Here is a 16,089-nt window from a genome sequence, read left to right on the forward strand (position 1 = left end):
GAGCGTCAGGCCGTCGCGGTCGATGCAACCGGCTGGGCCGGTTTACGGAACGGGTCCAGTACCGAACCGGTGTAGAACGTGTCACGGAAAAACCGGAAGCGTCCAAACAGGCGATACACGTGGGTGATCTGGCCACGCTCCTGGAAATCCATGCGGATGTGCATCTTGATCGCCGGGGTGTTTTCCAGGTCGCAGACATCGACCATCTTGTCGCAGCCCTTGTCAGCCATGACTTTCCAGACATCCGCCTGGACATCCGCCGTCAGCTGCGACCCCCAATAGGCGCGGATCGTCTCGCCGCCGAACTGAAAGTACTCGCCTGGCTTGATCGGGAACAGGCAGCGATAGAAGTGACGGTCGAAGTAGTCTCGCGTACTGGCCCAGGCGAAACCTACGGTGTCGCCTTTATCGTCCAGGTACATGAACCCTGTATAGCCTTCGGCTGCCAGCTCGCGCATGGTTTCGACGCGGTCACCGAAATGCCTGGAGAAAGCATCGGCATTCTCGACGGTGATGAACTCCCGACGGACCGGTGGGTAAGGCCTGAGGTTATGCGGCTTCAACGGGATCCTCACATCGTGCTCCAGCCACACCAGGCGCGAATGAAAGAACACGAAGCGGCGGATCAGCAGTTTGATCACGGAGCGCAGGCCTTTTTTCTGAATGCGATCACGCAGTTTTTGCAGAGCTTTCATGGAGCCTCCTCAGGGATGGCAGGTTGGGGGAGAAGTGGGGCTTTCCAGTTCAGGGCGAACACGGTTTCCCCTGGCAGGAGAAAACCGACCTGGCCGGCCTTGCAGTCGAATGGGGCGCTGCGGCTGATGTTGTCCGGGCCGAAATACACAAGGGCGGCGCCGGGCTGCGGACAGGGCATGCCGTCGAGGCTGACCTGGTGGGCCCGGACGCTTTTGTTCACGCCCAACAGGCTGCGCTGCATGCCGTTGGCCATGGCCAGCGCATCGACTTCAAACGCATCGTTGTCCAGGCGCAGCACCTGGCCGAGCCAATGCTGTTGGATGAATTGCTGGGCCAACCCCACCGGCTTGAGCTCGAAGCGTTGGTTGTCCAGGATCCGCACCATGCCCTTGGGGTATTCCGGTTCGTCGGCGGACATGAACCAGTTGAGCATGTCCAGCCAACCGTCCGCCGAGGCATTGATGACCACCGAGGTCCACCATAGGGCGGCGTAGTGGGTTTCCTGATCATAAGGGCTCAGGCTCGAGCCGCTGGAGATGTTGGTCTGGTCCAGCAGCAAGGCTTTGCGTGGCCGGCCGTGGTTGTCCAACCCCACCAGGCCGGCCGCCCGACGAACGCTGTTGCGATAGACCCGGGTCGCCAGCAGGTCGCGGATCATCCATTCATGCCAGGCCAGGGCATCGATCTGGTCGCCCGATGTTTCCAGCAGCCGCCGTGCCCAATCGATGCCACGTTTGTCCGCCGCGTTCTCCGCCAGCGGGCCGTTGGTGAAGCGTGAGCTGGCCGGTATGGCGATGCGAACACCCGCGCGGGCGTTGGCATGATCGGCGCTGACCTGGGCAGACAGGCTTTGGAATACGTGCTGGAAACTGTCGAAGTCGGGGTAATTGAGGTTCGGCTCATCGGCGAAACTGAGGTAATGGATGCCTTTGCCGCCCAGGGCGCGGGTCGAATCGAGCCAGGCTTGCAAGCCAATGTTGCTGGTCCGGTCGGCCTGCAAGTCGGCTCGACGTTGGCTGCCAGCGAGCAACGTGATGTCCTGGGTGATGCCGAAGCGATCCTGGTACAGACGCCGAAAGGCGTCCTCATGATCAGCCTTGGCCGCCGTCACATCGACGAAGCTGTAGTAACTGGCCGCTTGGGGTTTGAGCGCATCGAGCACGGCGTAGCTGGAGGGCGGCGGTAGCACGTAGGGCAGGTACATCCCCAGCTTTGGGGTCGTGCCGAGTACATCGGGGTGCAGCGTCAGGCGGGTTTGCCCCGGATCCTGGCGCAGCGGCTGCAGTTGCGCCGGGTCCTGGGCGAACAGGTTGGCGGTGCCGTCCAGCCAGAACGCCGCCTTGCCGTTGCCTTGCAGGTGCAGGCGCCAGACCTGGTCGGTGTCCGCCACCGGCAGGCCCACTTTGTCGAACTGCCAATAAGCGCGGTAGGGCTTGAGGTTCAACTGCAGCTGCTTGCCATCAGCCACGCGCCGGGCTTGCAGCGCGCGGACGCCGCCGTGGAATTTGCCTGCCAGCACCGCCTGTTCGCCAGCGGCGACTTTGAAATAAAGCTCGTCGCCCTCATGGGTTTCCGAGCTGAAATGCACTTTGGCCGGGGCGAACAGCGCCCGGGTCCGAGCATCGTGTTCGACCGTATAGCGCCGGAAACTGTAGCCGGGAATTTCCAACCGATAGCTGGCTGCCCCGGGCAACAGCGGCCATTGCTGCTCGCCACGCACTTGGGCCGCCTCGACCAGGCGCTCACCCACCAACCGTCCCTGGCCGTTGAGCAGGTACAGGTGTTCGGTATTGGCCTCGGCCTGCCAGGCGGGAACCCAGCGGACGGTCACCTGGTCCGGGCGGTCGGCTTGCAGGTATAAGCTGCCGTCGCGGATCCCGGTCCACTGCATGGATGCGCCATGGGCCGAGACTGCCAAGAACACAAGACCCAGCCCCGCCGCCACAGCGGATCTGTGATGCCTACAAATGCCGCCGCTCGCGATGGCGGTTGGGTGGGCGGCGGTGTTCAAGCTGATTTCCCCGACAGCATCTGGCGCATCGGCAGCAAATCGCTGGGCAGGATGATCAGGGTCTGCCACAACGCCACGCCGCTGAGGCGGCAGTACATGGCCAACAGCGCCAGGGTCACGCTCAGGTACGCGATCGAGGATGCGGCGGCAGCGCCAACGATGCCGTAGCGCGGTATCAGGATCAGGTTCAGCGCCAGGTTCAGCAGCGCGCCGCCACCCATCAGCAATGAAACCGTGCCAGGACGGTCCTTGCCCAGCAGGTCCAGGCGCAGGATGCTCGCGTAGCACAGGCCGAACAGCCCCGGCAGCAACGCCAACAGTGCCGGGTAGGCCGGTTGATAGGCGATGCCGAACAGGATGACGATCAGCCATTCGCCAATCAGCGCCATGCCCAGGCAGGCACCGAGCATCACCGTCGCGGTCAGGCGCAGGGCGAGCGGGGTCAAGCGTTGCATGTCGGAGTCTTGCTGCAGCAGGCGTTTCATCAACGGCGTGGTGACCGCTTCCGGCACGATCAGCAGCAGTTCCGCCGCGGCGCTCGCCATGGCGTAGTGACCCAGCGCCGTGCTGCCCAGCAATGCGCCGATGAACAAAAAGTCCGAGCGCAGCATCACTTGCTGGAACAGCAGGTCCGGATGACTGCGGGCGCCATAGCGCAGCAATTCGTTCTGGCCGCTGCGGTCCCAGCGCAGGGTGACGACGTGATCGCGGCGCAACCACATCCAACCGGCCAGCACCACCAGGCCCAGGCCCGCCAACCAGCTGATCAGCGCTGCCTCCAGCGCCGAGTCTTGCCACATCCAGAACAACGCCACGAACAGCAGCAGTGGCGCCAGGGATTCCATCAGCCGCAGCGCATTGAACGCGCCGACCCCGCCGCAGGCATTGTGCAGGGTCAGCAGGCCGCTCTTGAACACGGTCAGCGGTACGGCCAGCAACAGCAACCAGGCCAGCAATCCCAACTGCGTGGTGATGTCCAGTTCAGTGCCGAACTCACGCAACAGCGCCACCACCAACAGCGTCAACAACCCTGCCAGCAGGCAGCCGAAAACCAGCACCTGGCTGAGTAACAGCCCCATCGAGCGCTGCTGCGCTGCCTGATAACCGACGGCAGAATTGAGGCCGCCACTGGTGGCGGCGCTGATCAGGTCGGGCAGGGTGCTGAGCAGCGCAAACAGCCCGCGCTCGCTGGGGCCCAGAATCCGCGCCAGCAGCACGTTGCGCAGCAAGCGCAGGCCGATCATTGCCAGGCGCGTGCCCATGCTCAGCGCCAGGTGCTTGAGGTAATGTGCGCGGCTCATGGACGGGCGCCTCGGCGAATGCGCCAGGCCAGCAATTCGGGGTGCTGGGCGTTACGCTGGCTGACGCCGAAACGCGGCAGGTTCAACGGATCACCGTCGTGGCGATACAGCCCGGCCTCGGTGCCCAGGGCGAACGGAAAACCGTGGGCCGCCACTTGCTCGCGCACGCGTGCGTCATTGTCTCCGTTGGGGTAGCAGTACACCGGCAAAGGCTGGGCGCAGCCGTTTTCCAGGGCGGTCCAACTGCGGGTCAGTTCTTCGTGCAGGCGCTGGTCGTCCAGCCCAGTCAGAATCGCGTGGCTGGCGCCATGGGGGCCGAAACGAACCAGCCCGGAATCCTCGAGCATGCGCACTTGTAGCCAGTCCAGCGCCTGGGGTTGCGAGCCGTGCGGGCAGGCATCGGTGAGGTCGTTCAAGGTGCGGGGGGCGAGGGTCTTGAGGCTTTGCAGGTAATGCAGCAGCGCCAGGCTGCGGCGTTCGTCGTCGACGTCGTCGAGCAGCACCGGCAGCGGCCGCCCGGCGGCCTGCAAGTGCTCGATCAGCGCATGCCGCGCCACTTGACCATGGCTGCCCCAGAGGGTCTCGCCAATGCTTTCCCACCAGAAGTGCTGGCGACTGCCGATGAAATCGGTGGAGACGAAAATACTCGCCGGCACCTGGTACTGGCGCAGCAGGGGAAAAGCGTTCATGGCATTGTCACGCCAGCCGTCGTCGAAGGTCAGGGCCACCCGAGGGCGGTTCGGAACGCTCTCCGGGTCGGCCAGCAACAAGGTCATCAAGGGCACGCATTCAAAATGCCGTTGCAGCCAGATCAACAAGTGTTCGAAGGCTTCGGGCCCCACGCACAGCTCATTGCGATGGGGCAGTTCGGCGGCGCGGTCGTTGTTCAACACCCGATGCAACATCAGGATGACGCCCGCACCGCGCAATCGATGGCGGCCCATCGACGTGTTCAGGTACAGCCAGCCGCTGGTGCGCTTGAAAACATGTTTGATCGACATCGGCCGTTCTCCTTAGCGGTTCTGCTCGGGGTTCCATTGGCTATAGCGTTGGCCTCGCAGGAACTGCCAGAGCCCGATGCTCATGCCCGCCAGCGTCACCAGCACGAACGCGGCCAGGCGAAATGGCCGGGGCAAACGGTGGCCTGCGTCGAGCAAGCCGATCAGCGCCATGGCATAACCGAGCAGTTGCGCCACCAGCGTCAGGCGATAAAACGGATGGTCGTTCCACAGCCAGGCGTTGCTCAGTAACAACGGCAACAGCAGCACCGGCGCCAGGCGGCGGATCAATTTGTGGCTGATCAGACCAATGGCATAGAGCCCATGGCGCAGCGGGTTGAGCAGTTCCCGGCGCTGGGCCAGGCTCTGCAAGCCGCCGACAGTGACGCGCTGGCGACGACGAAACTGTTTGTTGGCCTCGTCGACGCCTTGGTCGGTCACCCGCGCGTCGGGTGCATAAACGATGGATTTGCCGGCCGCCGGTGCGCAGGTGCTGAGGAAAAAATCATCGTTGACCTGCGCCGGTATCGGCTGGAACAGGGCCCGACGCAGGGCCAGCAGGGCGCCGTCGGCCGAGACCATGCAGCCGGTGCGGCTTTCCATCCGGCGCAGCCAGCCTTCGTAATGCCGATACAGACTGTCGCCCAGGCTCAGGCCCTTGCCCGGCACGGGGATGACCATATGGCCGGCGCAAGCGCCGACTTCAGGGTCGCCCAGCGGCGCCAGCAGGTGGCTGAGGGTGTCGTGGGCCCATTGGTTGTCGGCGTCGGTGAATACCAGGATGTCGCCGTAGCTATGGGCCACGCCGGTATTGAGGGCGGCGGCCTTGCCCTGGCGTGGCAGGTCGAGCACGGTAATGCGCGAGTCGACGATTTTGCGCGCGCAGGCCACGGTGTCGTCAGTGGAACCGTCGCTGGCGAGGATGATTCGCAGCGAGCGCGCCGGATAATCCTGGGCCAGCAGCGAGCGCAATTTCGCTTCGATGTGCCGCGCCTCGTTGTGCGCGGCGATGACAATGCTGACGTCCATCGGCAGGGGCTTGCCGTAGCGTCGTAGCGGAAACAGCGGTGCCAGCAAGGTCAACAGCAGGGGATAGCCGAGGTAGGCGTACACCGGCAGCAACAGGCAGGACCAATAGAGGAATTCAGCCACGGGCAGGTCTCCTGACGTTCCATTGACAAAGATTGAGCAGCAACGCGGCGCCGGTCAGGTGCAGGCGCACCCCATGCAGGGCCCACAGCTGCAAGGTCAAGCGCGGGTCGCGTTGGCTCTGGCGCAGGCTGAGCAGCAAGGCGGGCAACGTGCTGACCAACAGCAGCGTCAGCCCCAGGCGCGCCTGGCCCTGGAGCAGGGCGGCCAGCGCCAGCAAGTCCAGGCACCACGCACCAATGGACAAGGCGGGAAAACGCAGCAAGCGCAGGCTCGGTCCATGGCTGCGCAGCAACTGCCAATGGCTGCCCTGGCGCCACAGTTCCTTGCTCATCCACTCCAGCCAGCTGCCTTCGTAACCCCAGTGCAGGGCCAGGCTTTCGTTCACCAGCAATAACTGCGCACCGGCTTGGCGCAGGCGCAGGGAGAAATCCTTGTCCTCACCGGTGCGCAGGCTTTCGTCGAAGCCGCCGACCTGTTCGAACCAGGTGCGGCGCATCAACAGATTGGCGCTGGGCAGCCACTGGACCCGATGCAAGGGGCGCGCCCCCGGACGCTGGCTGCGGCGTTGCCACGCCTGGGCGAACCATGGCGCTTGCCGGGGCGTGTCGAGATCAAGACCCAATACATCGCCTTGGCGGCCCTCCATTTCAACCAATAGCTTCAGCCAGTCGGCGGGCATTTCGATGTCGGCGTCGATGAACGCCAGCCATTCACCGCTGGCGACCGCCGCGCCAAGGTTGCGCAGGGCGCCGATGTGCACGCCGGGCACGATCAGCACCCGTGCGCCCAATTCGTTGGCGATGCGCGGGCCATGGTCATCCGAGCCGTTGTCCACCACGATCAACTCGCACTCCAACTGCGCCTGGTGAGCGGCTGCCTGCGCGGCCAACAGCGTGCGGCCGATGTGCCGGGCTTCGTTGAACATCGGGATGACGATACTGACGCGGCTCATGAACGGGCCTCCCGTGGCGCGGCCTGTTCGGCGTCGTAACGCAACACGCTGGTCAAGGCGAGCATGATCCACAGCAACTTATGGTTCGGAGCACTGAGGAACATCAGGAACAAGGCCAGCGACAGGAAACTCATTCCCAGGTGCGTCAGCAGGTCCGCCTGGGCCCAGTCCCGGCGCTGCAGCCAGAGCTGGCGCGCGCGCACCAGGTTGTAGAGGCCCAGGCCGATCATGGCGACAAACATCAACCCGCCCGGCACGCCGATCTCGCTGAAGATTTCCAGGTAGGTGTTATGGGCCCGGCGGTACAGGTCGCCCATTTTGCGGTTGGCCGAAAAGGCCTTGGCGTAGCCGGTGGGGGCGTAGTGCAGGGGAAACGTCCCGGGACCTGAGCCGAGCACCGGGTTCTCGCGGATCATCTCGCTGCCCACCAGGATGTACGAGGCGCGGCGGCCCAGGGATTCGTCCTTGTGCGCGCTGGCGCCGGCGCTGAGGATGCTCAGCGACTGGATGCGCGCCACGTAGCCGGCGGGCATCACCGCGATGGCGAGGGGAATCAGCAATGCCAGCCCGAGCATGGCGAAGCCCAGGTGCCGTGGACGAATCCGCGGCAACTGCGCGCGATAGTGGTACAGGCCGATCATCAGGCTGAGCAGCAAAACCACCAGCCCCGAACGCGATTCGGTCTTGGTCATGCCACCCAGCAACAGGATGAAACCGCCGCCCCAGAACAACCGCTGCAACAGGTTGGGACTGCGCAGGACCAGCAACAGCGCCAGGGGAACGGTGAAGGCAATCAACAGCGCGAAGGTGTTCGGGTCCTCCAGCAGGCCGGACGCGCGCCCCTGTTCCTGATACCTGGCCGAAAACATCGCAAGCACGCAGGTGGTGGCGACGCTGACGGTCATCAGGCGGGCGAACAGGTCCAGGTTCAGCTCGCGGCCGATCAACAAGGTGATCACGAACAGGATCAGCCCCACCGTCAGCTCGCGTAGATGGGTTTGGGACAGGTCCATGTTTTCCGACAGCAGCAGGCTCAGGCCATACAGCACCATGAAGCCGACCAGGGGCTTCCAGATATTGCTGCGCAAGCGCGTCGCTGGAATCTGGTGCAGGGCCAGTTGCAAGCCCAGGATCAGGATCAGCGCCAGCCCCAGGAACTTGCTGCCGGACAATCCGTTTTCCTTGAACAGCCCTTCGAATGGCACCAGCGCGGCAATGCCCAGCAGGCCCCAGCCGGGCTTGCGGTACAGCATGGCGACGCCCACCAGGCCGAGGACCGCGCCGGGCGCCAGGAATGGATAGGGACTGGCCAGCAAGGCCAGGCAGACCACCCCCAGCAAACTGATGATCGAGAGTGGGACGATCATGGCCGAGCCTCCCGTGCGGTGCGGATATAGAGTTGCGACCAGCGCTCGGCCAGCGTGCGCAGGTCATAGCGGTCGCGTTGGGTGCGCCGTGCGTTATCGGCAAGGATCCGTGCCAGGGGCGGTTCGCTGAACAACGTCTCGATCTGGCGGGCCAACTCGTCGCTGTCGGCCGGCGTGGCGAGCAGGCCGTTGTGGCGGTCCTGCAGGATGTCGGGAATGCCGCCGACACCAAACGCGACCACCGGTACCCCGGCTTGCATGGCTTCGAGCAGGATCATCGGCGTGCCTTCGGTGCGTGAGCTGATCACTAGTGCGTCGAGGCGGCTCCACCAATCATTCATGTCGGTTTGATAACCGGGCAACTCGATGCGCGTCGGCAACCCGGCGTCGGCGATGCGCTTGAGTAGCGGCTGGCGTTCCGGGCCGTCGCCGAGCATCACCGCGTGCAGCGATTCATGGCGCTGGCACAGCGGGATCATCGCGTCGAGAAACAGGTCCGGGCCTTTCTCGCTGCTCAAGCGACCCACGTACCCGACCCGCCAGCGCTGCCTGTCGTCGCGATGCTGCAAGGGTGTGGTGACAGCCGGTAAACCGTTGGGAATCACGTCGAGCTTGTCCGCGTTGACGCTGGCCTGGCGGTGCAGGGCCGCGATGCTTTCGGCCACGCAGACCACTCGCTTGACCGGCGCGGTACGGCACAGTTGCAGGCTCAGCCACGTATAGAACCGTTGTTTGGGACTGCGCGGCGTGAAGCCATGCTGGGTAATCACCAGGGGCAGGCGCAGCAGCGTGGCCGCGGCCCAGCCGAACAACAGGCCCTTGAAGTTGTGCGTATTGAGCAGCGGCCGTTCAGGGCGCCGTTGCCGCAGATGCTGCAACAGTTCGCCCCAACTGGCGCAGTGTTGGCAATCCACCCCGGCCTGGCGGAAACGCGTGATCAAGGTCGGCGGCGCCGCCAGGAACAGCACCTGATGCTGCCCCGGTGTCGCCAGGCAATGATCGAGCAGCATCCGCTCGGCCCCATAGAAGCCACCGCTGTCGAGTAGATGAATGATCGACAGGGGGCTGCTGCGGTGGGACGGGCCGAACGGCGCGTTCAATTTTTCACCCAATGGACAAGGCTGGGCAGGCTCCAGTTACGGTGCGGGTTAACCTGCTCGGGCGACTGCTCGTTGATCACCAGCAGGACCGGCAGATCCAGTTGCTGGCTGATTTGCGCTGGATGCTTGAAGCGATGGTCGAAGAACTCACGCACATAGACCAGGGCGATCGCCAGCAGCAGGCCGCTGAACAAGCCGAACGCGATGATCAGCACCGGCTTGGGAAAGGCCGCGGCGGTGGGTTCGAATGGCGGGCTCAGGACCCGGGCGTTGGACAGGTCATTGTCCAGCGAACGCGCGGAACTGGCTTCGGCAAACCGCTGGGCATAGGTGGAGAACGCCGCATGGAGCGCGTTGATCTCGGTGTCCATCTGCCGCAGTTTGCTCTGGGCCTGCTGCAATTGGTGGATGCGTTCCTTGAAGGCGGCGATGCGCTGGACCTTCTGGTTGATCACCGAGCTGACCACCGCCAGGTCGGTGGTGCGTTCCTGGATGCGGTTGTTCACCACTTTGAGGAACTGCTGGCGAGTGCGCATGATTTGTTCGCGGGCCAGCAGCATCGGTTCGCTGCTGGGCTGGAAAATCGCCAGGTCGTTCATGTAGCGGCTGACCTGGCTGGTCAGCTGCTCACCCAGTTGCCTGATCTCCCGGTCCTCGAAGGCGATGTTGTCCACGGTGGTGGTGAAGGTGAAGGGGAAGGTGTAGTCGTTGAATCGCGAGCTGTTCGCGGCCGCCAGGCTGGTCTTGAGGTAGTCGAGCCAGCGTTGGCTTTGCAGCAGGCGATCCTGGTACAGGTTCAGGGCCTGTTCCTCGGTGTTGATGGCATTCAGGCGAAAAGTGATTTCTTCCTTGGGATCGGAAGAACCGACGCCTTCGAGCAGGCCGAGCCGAGTACCTTCCAGGCCATCGAGGCGTGTCTGGTATTGGTCTTTTTTCTGCTCGTAGAAGGTCTGGGGCAATTCGATCGATTGCAGTTCCTGGCGTCCGGTGAGGTAGTTCTCCAGCAGTTGCGCCACGAACCGGGTGCCTTGGGCGGGATCGCCGAAGCTGTAGACGATGGAGATGACGTTGGAGCCGGGCAGGGTCTCGATCTTCAGGTTTTCGATGGCCTCGTCGGTCAGCGTATCGAGCACGGTGTCGCGGACCGGATCAACTTCCAGCCCCAGGCCGTCGCGCACCGGATTGATGACGTATTCGCGCAGTGGCTGGGTGATGTAGCGCTTGAGCGGGTCGCTCACCCACTTGTTGAGGATGCCCGGGCTCGGGGTGTATTCACCTTGGTCGCGCAGGGTCTTGATGGTCTCGCGAATCAACGCCGGCGAACGCAGGATGTTGCTCTCGGTTTCCATGTCCGCGAGGGACGGCGGAATGAACGTCGCGTTTTCCTGGTTCAGCGACGTGGTGGCGTCGCCTTGGGAGAGTTTTTTCGACTGGACGATCACTTGGGCGGTGATATCGAAGCTCTGCTTGAGCATCAACGGCAGCACCAGGGCGATCACGGCGAAAATCAGGAAGACGCGCTTCACCCATTGCTTGTTGGCGAAGAAGATCCTGAAAAACTCGTGCAGATAATTTTCCTTGGGGTTCATGATCGTCACCTGATTTCAGTTGTCGCTGCCTTTGTTGTCGACGCGGTAGCCGAAGCCGAACCCGACGCCCTGGAACAGCACCACATCGGCCAGTTGCCTGGCCGTTTCGCCGGCTTTGGCCAGGCCGGTCTTGGGCACGTACAACATGTCCTCCGGCTGCAGGTAGGCGATCTGCGAGGCGTCGCCGCTCAAGGCCTTTTCCACGTCGTAGTGACGGGCTTCGACCTGGTTGCCGTTGCGGCGCATGATCATCACCGAGTCGAGCCGGGCCTTGACGTTCGTGCCACGGGCCAGGGTCAGGGCTTCGAGAACCGAGATCGGTCGGCGGATCGCATAGGCGCCAGGCTGGGCCACTTCACCCAGGACATAAATCTCGTTGCCGGCGGTGGACTTGAGCAGCACATCCACGGTCATGTGGCCGGGCAGTTGGGCGTAGCGCTCGTTGAGGTAGGTCTCCAGCTGGGTGACGGTCATGCCTTGCAACGGCACCGAGCCGATTTCCGGGAAGCTGGCGTAACCATCCCGGCCCACGATGATTTCCCGACTCATGCCCGTGGCCGGGTGGGTCAGGGTGTTACGCAGGTTCGCCTCGCCGGAGAGCGGGCTGGTCACCAGGACGGTCAATTGGTTGCGGTTGGGTTGGAACAGCATCTTCTGGTCATAGGCACGCTGCACCGCCAGGCGCGCCTCGTCGGTGGTCAACCCGGCGACTTTCACCGAAGTGTTGGCGCCCGGCAGTTCGATGGTGCCGTCGGGCATGACCTGTTGCGTGCCGTTGAGTTGGCTGGCGGCGGTGAAGTTAAGGGCAACCTGGTCACCCGACTGCACGCGATAAGCCTGGGAGGTCGTCGTGCCGATGTGGAAAATCACATCCAGCACATCCTGGGGCCGCAAGGTCTGTTCGACCTTCGGCATGTCGGTGGCCTGGGCATTGGCCGGCGCAGCCGTGAGGATCTGCACTGGCATGGTCATGCTTTCGTTGTGGCTGGAGCAACCGGCAAGCGGCAGCAACAGCAGGACAAGCATTCTGGCGTTCATCTCGTCTTCCTTTTGCGCGCTTACAGGTTGTTGTAGAGCCATTTGGGCATGTAGTACTTGCGGCGATTGAACACGCTGCCGACGACTTTCGCGCCGGCCTGGACCAGCCGTTGTCGGGTGGCCTGGGCCACTTCCCAGCGAGTGTCTTCGCCGCGTACCACCAGCACCACGCCATCAACCTGGGTGCTGATCACCAGGGTGTCGGTGGCCGAATACACCGCGTCGGCATCGATCACCACGAAGCGGTACTGCGCGGCCAGTTGCCTGAACAGCGGGCGCAGTCGCTCGGGGCTCAGGCGTTCGGCGTTGTGGCCGAGCCGACCATGGGGCAGCACGTCGAAGGGCAGGCTCGAGACCTGCACCACGCAGTCCTGCAACAGCGGTGGCGAGAGGCTGTTGAACAGCAGGTCGCTGAAGCCGCGCTCTTTTTGCAGCGAGAGCTGCTGGCTGAGGTTGCGTGGCGACTGGCTGGCGTCCACCAGCAATACGCGGCCATTGCTCATCTGCGCCAGTTGGGCGGCCAGCGCCATGGCGCTGGTGCTCGTTCCGGTGCCGGTGTTGGCCGCTGTCATGAGAAGGATCCGCAGATCCGGGTCGAGCACGGTCGAGGTCAGGTTGGTCTCGCTCGGGCTGGCTATGGTCAGGATATTCGTCGAACCGTCCATTTAACTCGCTCCGTGGCCGCTGAAAACTTTGAAGGGGGTGATCATCAGGATCTTCAAATCCAACAGCAGGCTCTGCTCGGCGATGTAGCTGAGGTCCAGTTCCACGCGCTGGTCGAAGTCGATATTGCTGCGCCCGGAGATCTGCCACAGCCCGGTCAGGCCGGGGTAGATGCTCAGGCGCACAAGATGGTTGTCCTTGTAGCGATAGGCGTTGAACGAGGTGGGCCGCGGGCCCACCAGGCGCATGTCGCCGGTCACTACGTTGATCAGGTTCGGCAGTTCATCGAGGCTGCTGCGTCGCAGGAACCGGCCGATGGGGGTGATCCGCGGGTCGTTGTCGATCTTGAAGTCGATGGCGTCGGCGCCGTGCTTGTTGAGGTGGCGCAGCGACTCTTTCAGGGCCTCGGCATCGGCGACCATGGTGCGAAACTTGTACATGCCGAACACACGGCCGCGGTAACCGGTGCGTTTTTGCACGAACAGCACCGGACCAGGGCTGGAAAACTTGATCAGCAATGCCAGGCCCAGCAGGAGCGGGGCGAGCAGCACCAGGATCGCCAGTGCGCCGAGGCCGGCCACCACCCGGTTGGTCCGCGAGACCGTCCAGGGCCGACCGCCATCGCGACCGGTCAGCCAGCCACGCCCCTGGCGGTGAATGGCGGCGTCGAGGCGTCGGCGGTGCTCGGGGTCGACGCGTTTGTCGCGTCCGAAGGCGCTGATCTCGATGTCTTGTTCATGTCGGGTCATAGACTCCTCCGCTGAGATTCGGCCGCAAGCGGCGCGTGGATGGGGGGCGCGTAGTAATCGAGGAACCAGTCGACGAAGCGACCCAGGCCGTCGTCCAGTTCGATGCGGGGCTGGAAACCGGTGGCCCGGGCCAGGTCGCTGGCATCGGCGCAGGTGTTGAGCACGTCCCCCGGCTGCAGGGGCAGCAGCTCGATCCGGGCGGTGCGGCCCAGGTGTTTTTCCAAGAGTGCCACGTAGGTACGCAAGGCCACCGGGTGCTGGCCGCCGATGTTGTAGAGGCGCCACGGTGCCAGGCTGCTGGCCGGGTCCGGTTGCTCGCGATCCCACTGCGGTGATGGCTGGGGTGGGCGTTCGATCAGCCGGGCGATGCTCTCGACGATGTCATCGATGTAGGTGAAGTCGCGCGCGTGCTCGCCGTGGTTGAACAGCCGCAGGACCTGGCCCTGGGCAATGGCGCTGGCGAACTGGATCGGCGACATGTCCGGCCGACCCCAGGGACCGTACACGGTAAAGAAGCGCAGGCCGGTGCAGGGGATGCCGAACAGATGGCTGTAGCAGTGGGCCATCGATTCGTTGGCCTTCTTGGTCGCCGCGTACAACGACAACGGATGATCGACGCCGTCCTGCACTGAATAGGGCGTGCGCTGGTTGGCGCCGTACACCGAGCTGGAAGAGGCGTAGATCAGGTGCTTGACCGGGTGACGGCGGCAACTTTCCAGGATGTTGAGGAACCCGGCGAGGTTGCTGTCGACGTAGGCGCGGGGGTTCTCCAGCGAGTAGCGCACACCGGCCTGGGCGGCGAGGTGAATCACCACGTCCGGGCGATGGGTCTGGAACAGTTCGTCGATCGCCGACGCGTCGATGAGGTCGATACGCGCCAAGGGAAATTCGCCGACCTGGTCCTGCACCCACGCCACGCGGTCGTGCTTGAGCTGCGGGTCGTAGTAATCGTTGAAGTTATCCAGCCCGCACACGTCGTGGCCGTCGCGCATCAAGCGCAACACGCAATGGGCTCCGATGAAACCGGCCGCGCCGGTCACCAGGATGTTCACGCTTGTGGCCCCGGTGCGCTGGGCACGGTGTGCCGCAGGCCGATGCCGCGGTACAGCAGCCCGGCGGCGGCCAGGTGCTCGGGGTTGTACAGATTGCGGCCGTCGATGATGACCCGGGCGCGCAGCTTGCTCGCCAGCAGGTCGAAATCCACCACGCGAAAGTTCTTCCATTCGGTGCAGATCACCAGGGCATCGGCGTCCTCCAGCGTGTCGTCGCGGGTGGCGCACAGGTTCAGGTCTTTGCGATAACCGTAGAGACGCCGGCATTCGGACATGGCTTCCGGGTCATAGGCCTGGACGCGCGCGCCTTCGCGCCAGAGCGCTTCCATCAGGTAGCGGCTCGGGGCTTCGCGCATGTCGTCGGTGTTGGGCTTGAAGGCCAGGCCCCAGATGGCGATCGATTTGCCGGCCAACTCGCCAGGGAACTGCTGCGCCAGTTTTTCGAAAAGAATGTGCCGCTGGCTGTCGTTCACATCGGTGACGCTGCGCAGCAGGCGCAGGGGCATGCCGCTTTGTTCGGCGGTGTGCAGCAGGGCGCGCAGGTCCTTGGGGAAGCATGAGCCGCCGAAGCCGCAGCCCGGGTAGATGAAGTGATAGCCGATGCGTGGGTCCGAGCCGATGCCCTTGCGCACCGCTTCGATGTCGGCGCCCAGGCGTTCGGTGAGGTTGGCCAGTTCGTTCATGAAACTGATGCGGGTGGCGAGCATGGCATTGGCGGCGTACTTGGTCAGCTCCGCGCTGCGGTTGTCCATGAACATCAGTTTTTCGTGGTTGCGGCAGAACGGCGCGTAGAGCTCGCTCATCTGATCCCGCGCCACCTGATCGCTGGTGCCGATGATGATCCGGTCCGGGCGCAGGCAATCGGCGAGGGCGCTGCCTTCCTTGAGGAATTCGGGATTGGACACCACGCGCACGTTCAGCTGTTTCAGGCCCCGTCGAGCCAGCGCCTGGCGGGCGCATTCGGCGACTTTGTCGGCCGTCCCGACCGGCACGGTCGACTTGATGATCAGGGTGCGGTCACTGTCCATGAAGTCGGCGATCTGCCGGGTGACCGCCAGCACATGGCTAAGGTCCGCTGAACCGTCTTCGTCGGCGGGCGTGCCAACGGCGATGAAGATCAGTTCGCCATGGTTGACCGCATCGCTGGCCTGGCAGCTGAACGACAACCGTCCGGCCTTGAGGTTGTCTTCGAGCAATCCGGACAACCCCGGCTCGCTGATGGGCGGTACGGCTTGTTGCAGCTGACGGATCTTGTTCGGGTCGATATCGACGCATAAAACCCGGTGACCCACGTCGGCCAACGCAGCCGCCTGGATCAACCCAACATACCCCGTACCAAATACGCTCACGTCCATCTTAGGCGCGCCTCGTAAACCGGTTGATGTAACTTGGATGACACTGTTTAGAGGGGTATAGCGCAG

14 protein-coding genes are annotated in these 16,089 nt (G+C 63.8%); all 14 read right to left on the minus strand.

The genetic code is table 11. The features are described 5' to 3' along the window. Positions 1 to 5 precede the first annotated feature (5 nt). The 14 genes from VQ575_RS09225 to VQ575_RS09290 all read right to left on the minus strand — a co-directional run bounded on the left by VQ575_RS09225 (position 6) and on the right by VQ575_RS09290 (position 16,023). Positions 6 to 695, minus strand: coding sequence for a hypothetical protein (locus VQ575_RS09225; RefSeq protein ID WP_045155583.1), 690 nt, complete (start codon positions 693 to 695; stop codon positions 6 to 8). Beyond that, positions 692 to 2,587 (minus strand): hypothetical protein, encoded by a 1,896-nt coding sequence (locus VQ575_RS09230; RefSeq protein WP_155401976.1) that lies wholly within the window; start codon positions 2,585 to 2,587, stop codon positions 692 to 694. The genes VQ575_RS09225 and VQ575_RS09230 overlap by 4 nt, the downstream gene beginning before the upstream one ends. 116 nt (positions 2,588 to 2,703) lie before the next feature. Then, the gene (locus tag VQ575_RS09235) at positions 2,704 to 4,008 is read right to left on the minus strand and encodes a lipopolysaccharide biosynthesis protein (protein WP_325919498.1); all 1,305 of its coding nucleotides are present in this window, start codon (positions 4,006 to 4,008) and stop codon (positions 2,704 to 2,706) included. After that, on the minus strand, positions 4,005 to 5,009 hold the full coding sequence (locus VQ575_RS09240; RefSeq protein ID WP_325919499.1) for a polysaccharide deacetylase family protein: 1,005 nt from the start codon (positions 5,007 to 5,009) through the stop codon (positions 4,005 to 4,007). The genes VQ575_RS09235 and VQ575_RS09240 overlap by 4 nt, the downstream gene beginning before the upstream one ends. Before the next feature lie 12 nt (positions 5,010 to 5,021). Continuing rightward, positions 5,022 to 6,158 (minus strand): glycosyltransferase family 2 protein, encoded by a 1,137-nt coding sequence (locus tag VQ575_RS09245; protein WP_039592780.1) that lies wholly within the window; start codon positions 6,156 to 6,158, stop codon positions 5,022 to 5,024. Continuing rightward, positions 6,151 to 7,110, minus strand: a complete 960-nt coding sequence (locus tag VQ575_RS09250) for a glycosyltransferase (protein ID WP_325919500.1) — start codon at positions 7,108 to 7,110, stop codon at positions 6,151 to 6,153. The genes VQ575_RS09245 and VQ575_RS09250 overlap by 8 nt, the downstream gene beginning before the upstream one ends. Beyond that, complete coding sequence (locus VQ575_RS09255) at positions 7,107 to 8,477, minus strand: O-antigen ligase family protein (protein ID WP_198726713.1); 1,371 nt, start codon at positions 8,475 to 8,477, stop codon at positions 7,107 to 7,109. Before VQ575_RS09255 ends, VQ575_RS09250 begins: the two co-directional genes overlap by 4 nt. Further along, entirely contained in the window at positions 8,474 to 9,577 is a 1,104-nt protein-coding gene (locus tag VQ575_RS09260; RefSeq protein ID WP_039592783.1) for a glycosyltransferase family 4 protein, read from the minus strand. Before VQ575_RS09260 ends, VQ575_RS09255 begins: the two co-directional genes overlap by 4 nt. Further along, positions 9,574 to 11,166 carry a GumC family protein gene (locus VQ575_RS09265; RefSeq protein ID WP_325919501.1) on the minus strand — a complete coding sequence of 531 codons (1,593 nt, stop codon included), beginning with the start codon at positions 11,164 to 11,166 and terminating at the stop codon, positions 9,574 to 9,576. Before VQ575_RS09265 ends, VQ575_RS09260 begins: the two co-directional genes overlap by 4 nt. Before the next feature lie 15 nt (positions 11,167 to 11,181). Beyond that, positions 11,182 to 12,204, minus strand: a complete 1,023-nt coding sequence (locus VQ575_RS09270) for a polysaccharide biosynthesis/export family protein (protein WP_325919502.1) — start codon at positions 12,202 to 12,204, stop codon at positions 11,182 to 11,184. Positions 12,205 to 12,224: 20 nt separating this feature from the next. Beyond that, positions 12,225 to 12,869 (minus strand): CpsD/CapB family tyrosine-protein kinase, encoded by a 645-nt coding sequence (locus VQ575_RS09275; RefSeq protein ID WP_039592786.1) that lies wholly within the window; start codon positions 12,867 to 12,869, stop codon positions 12,225 to 12,227. Then, complete coding sequence (locus VQ575_RS09280; protein ID WP_039592787.1) at positions 12,870 to 13,616, minus strand: sugar transferase; 747 nt, start codon at positions 13,614 to 13,616, stop codon at positions 12,870 to 12,872. Further along, positions 13,613 to 14,668, minus strand: coding sequence for an NAD-dependent epimerase (locus VQ575_RS09285; RefSeq protein WP_325919503.1), 1,056 nt, complete (start codon positions 14,666 to 14,668; stop codon positions 13,613 to 13,615). Before VQ575_RS09285 ends, VQ575_RS09280 begins: the two co-directional genes overlap by 4 nt. Then, a complete protein-coding gene (locus VQ575_RS09290) occupies positions 14,665 to 16,023 on the minus strand; it encodes a UDP-glucose dehydrogenase family protein (protein WP_039592789.1) in 1,359 nt (452 codons plus the stop codon). The genes VQ575_RS09285 and VQ575_RS09290 overlap by 4 nt, the downstream gene beginning before the upstream one ends. Positions 16,024 to 16,089 lie beyond the last annotated feature (66 nt).

The sequence above is a fragment of the Pseudomonas frederiksbergensis genome (assembly GCF_035751725.1).
Lineage (GTDB): Bacteria > Pseudomonadota > Gammaproteobacteria > Pseudomonadales > Pseudomonadaceae > Aquipseudomonas > Aquipseudomonas frederiksbergensis_A.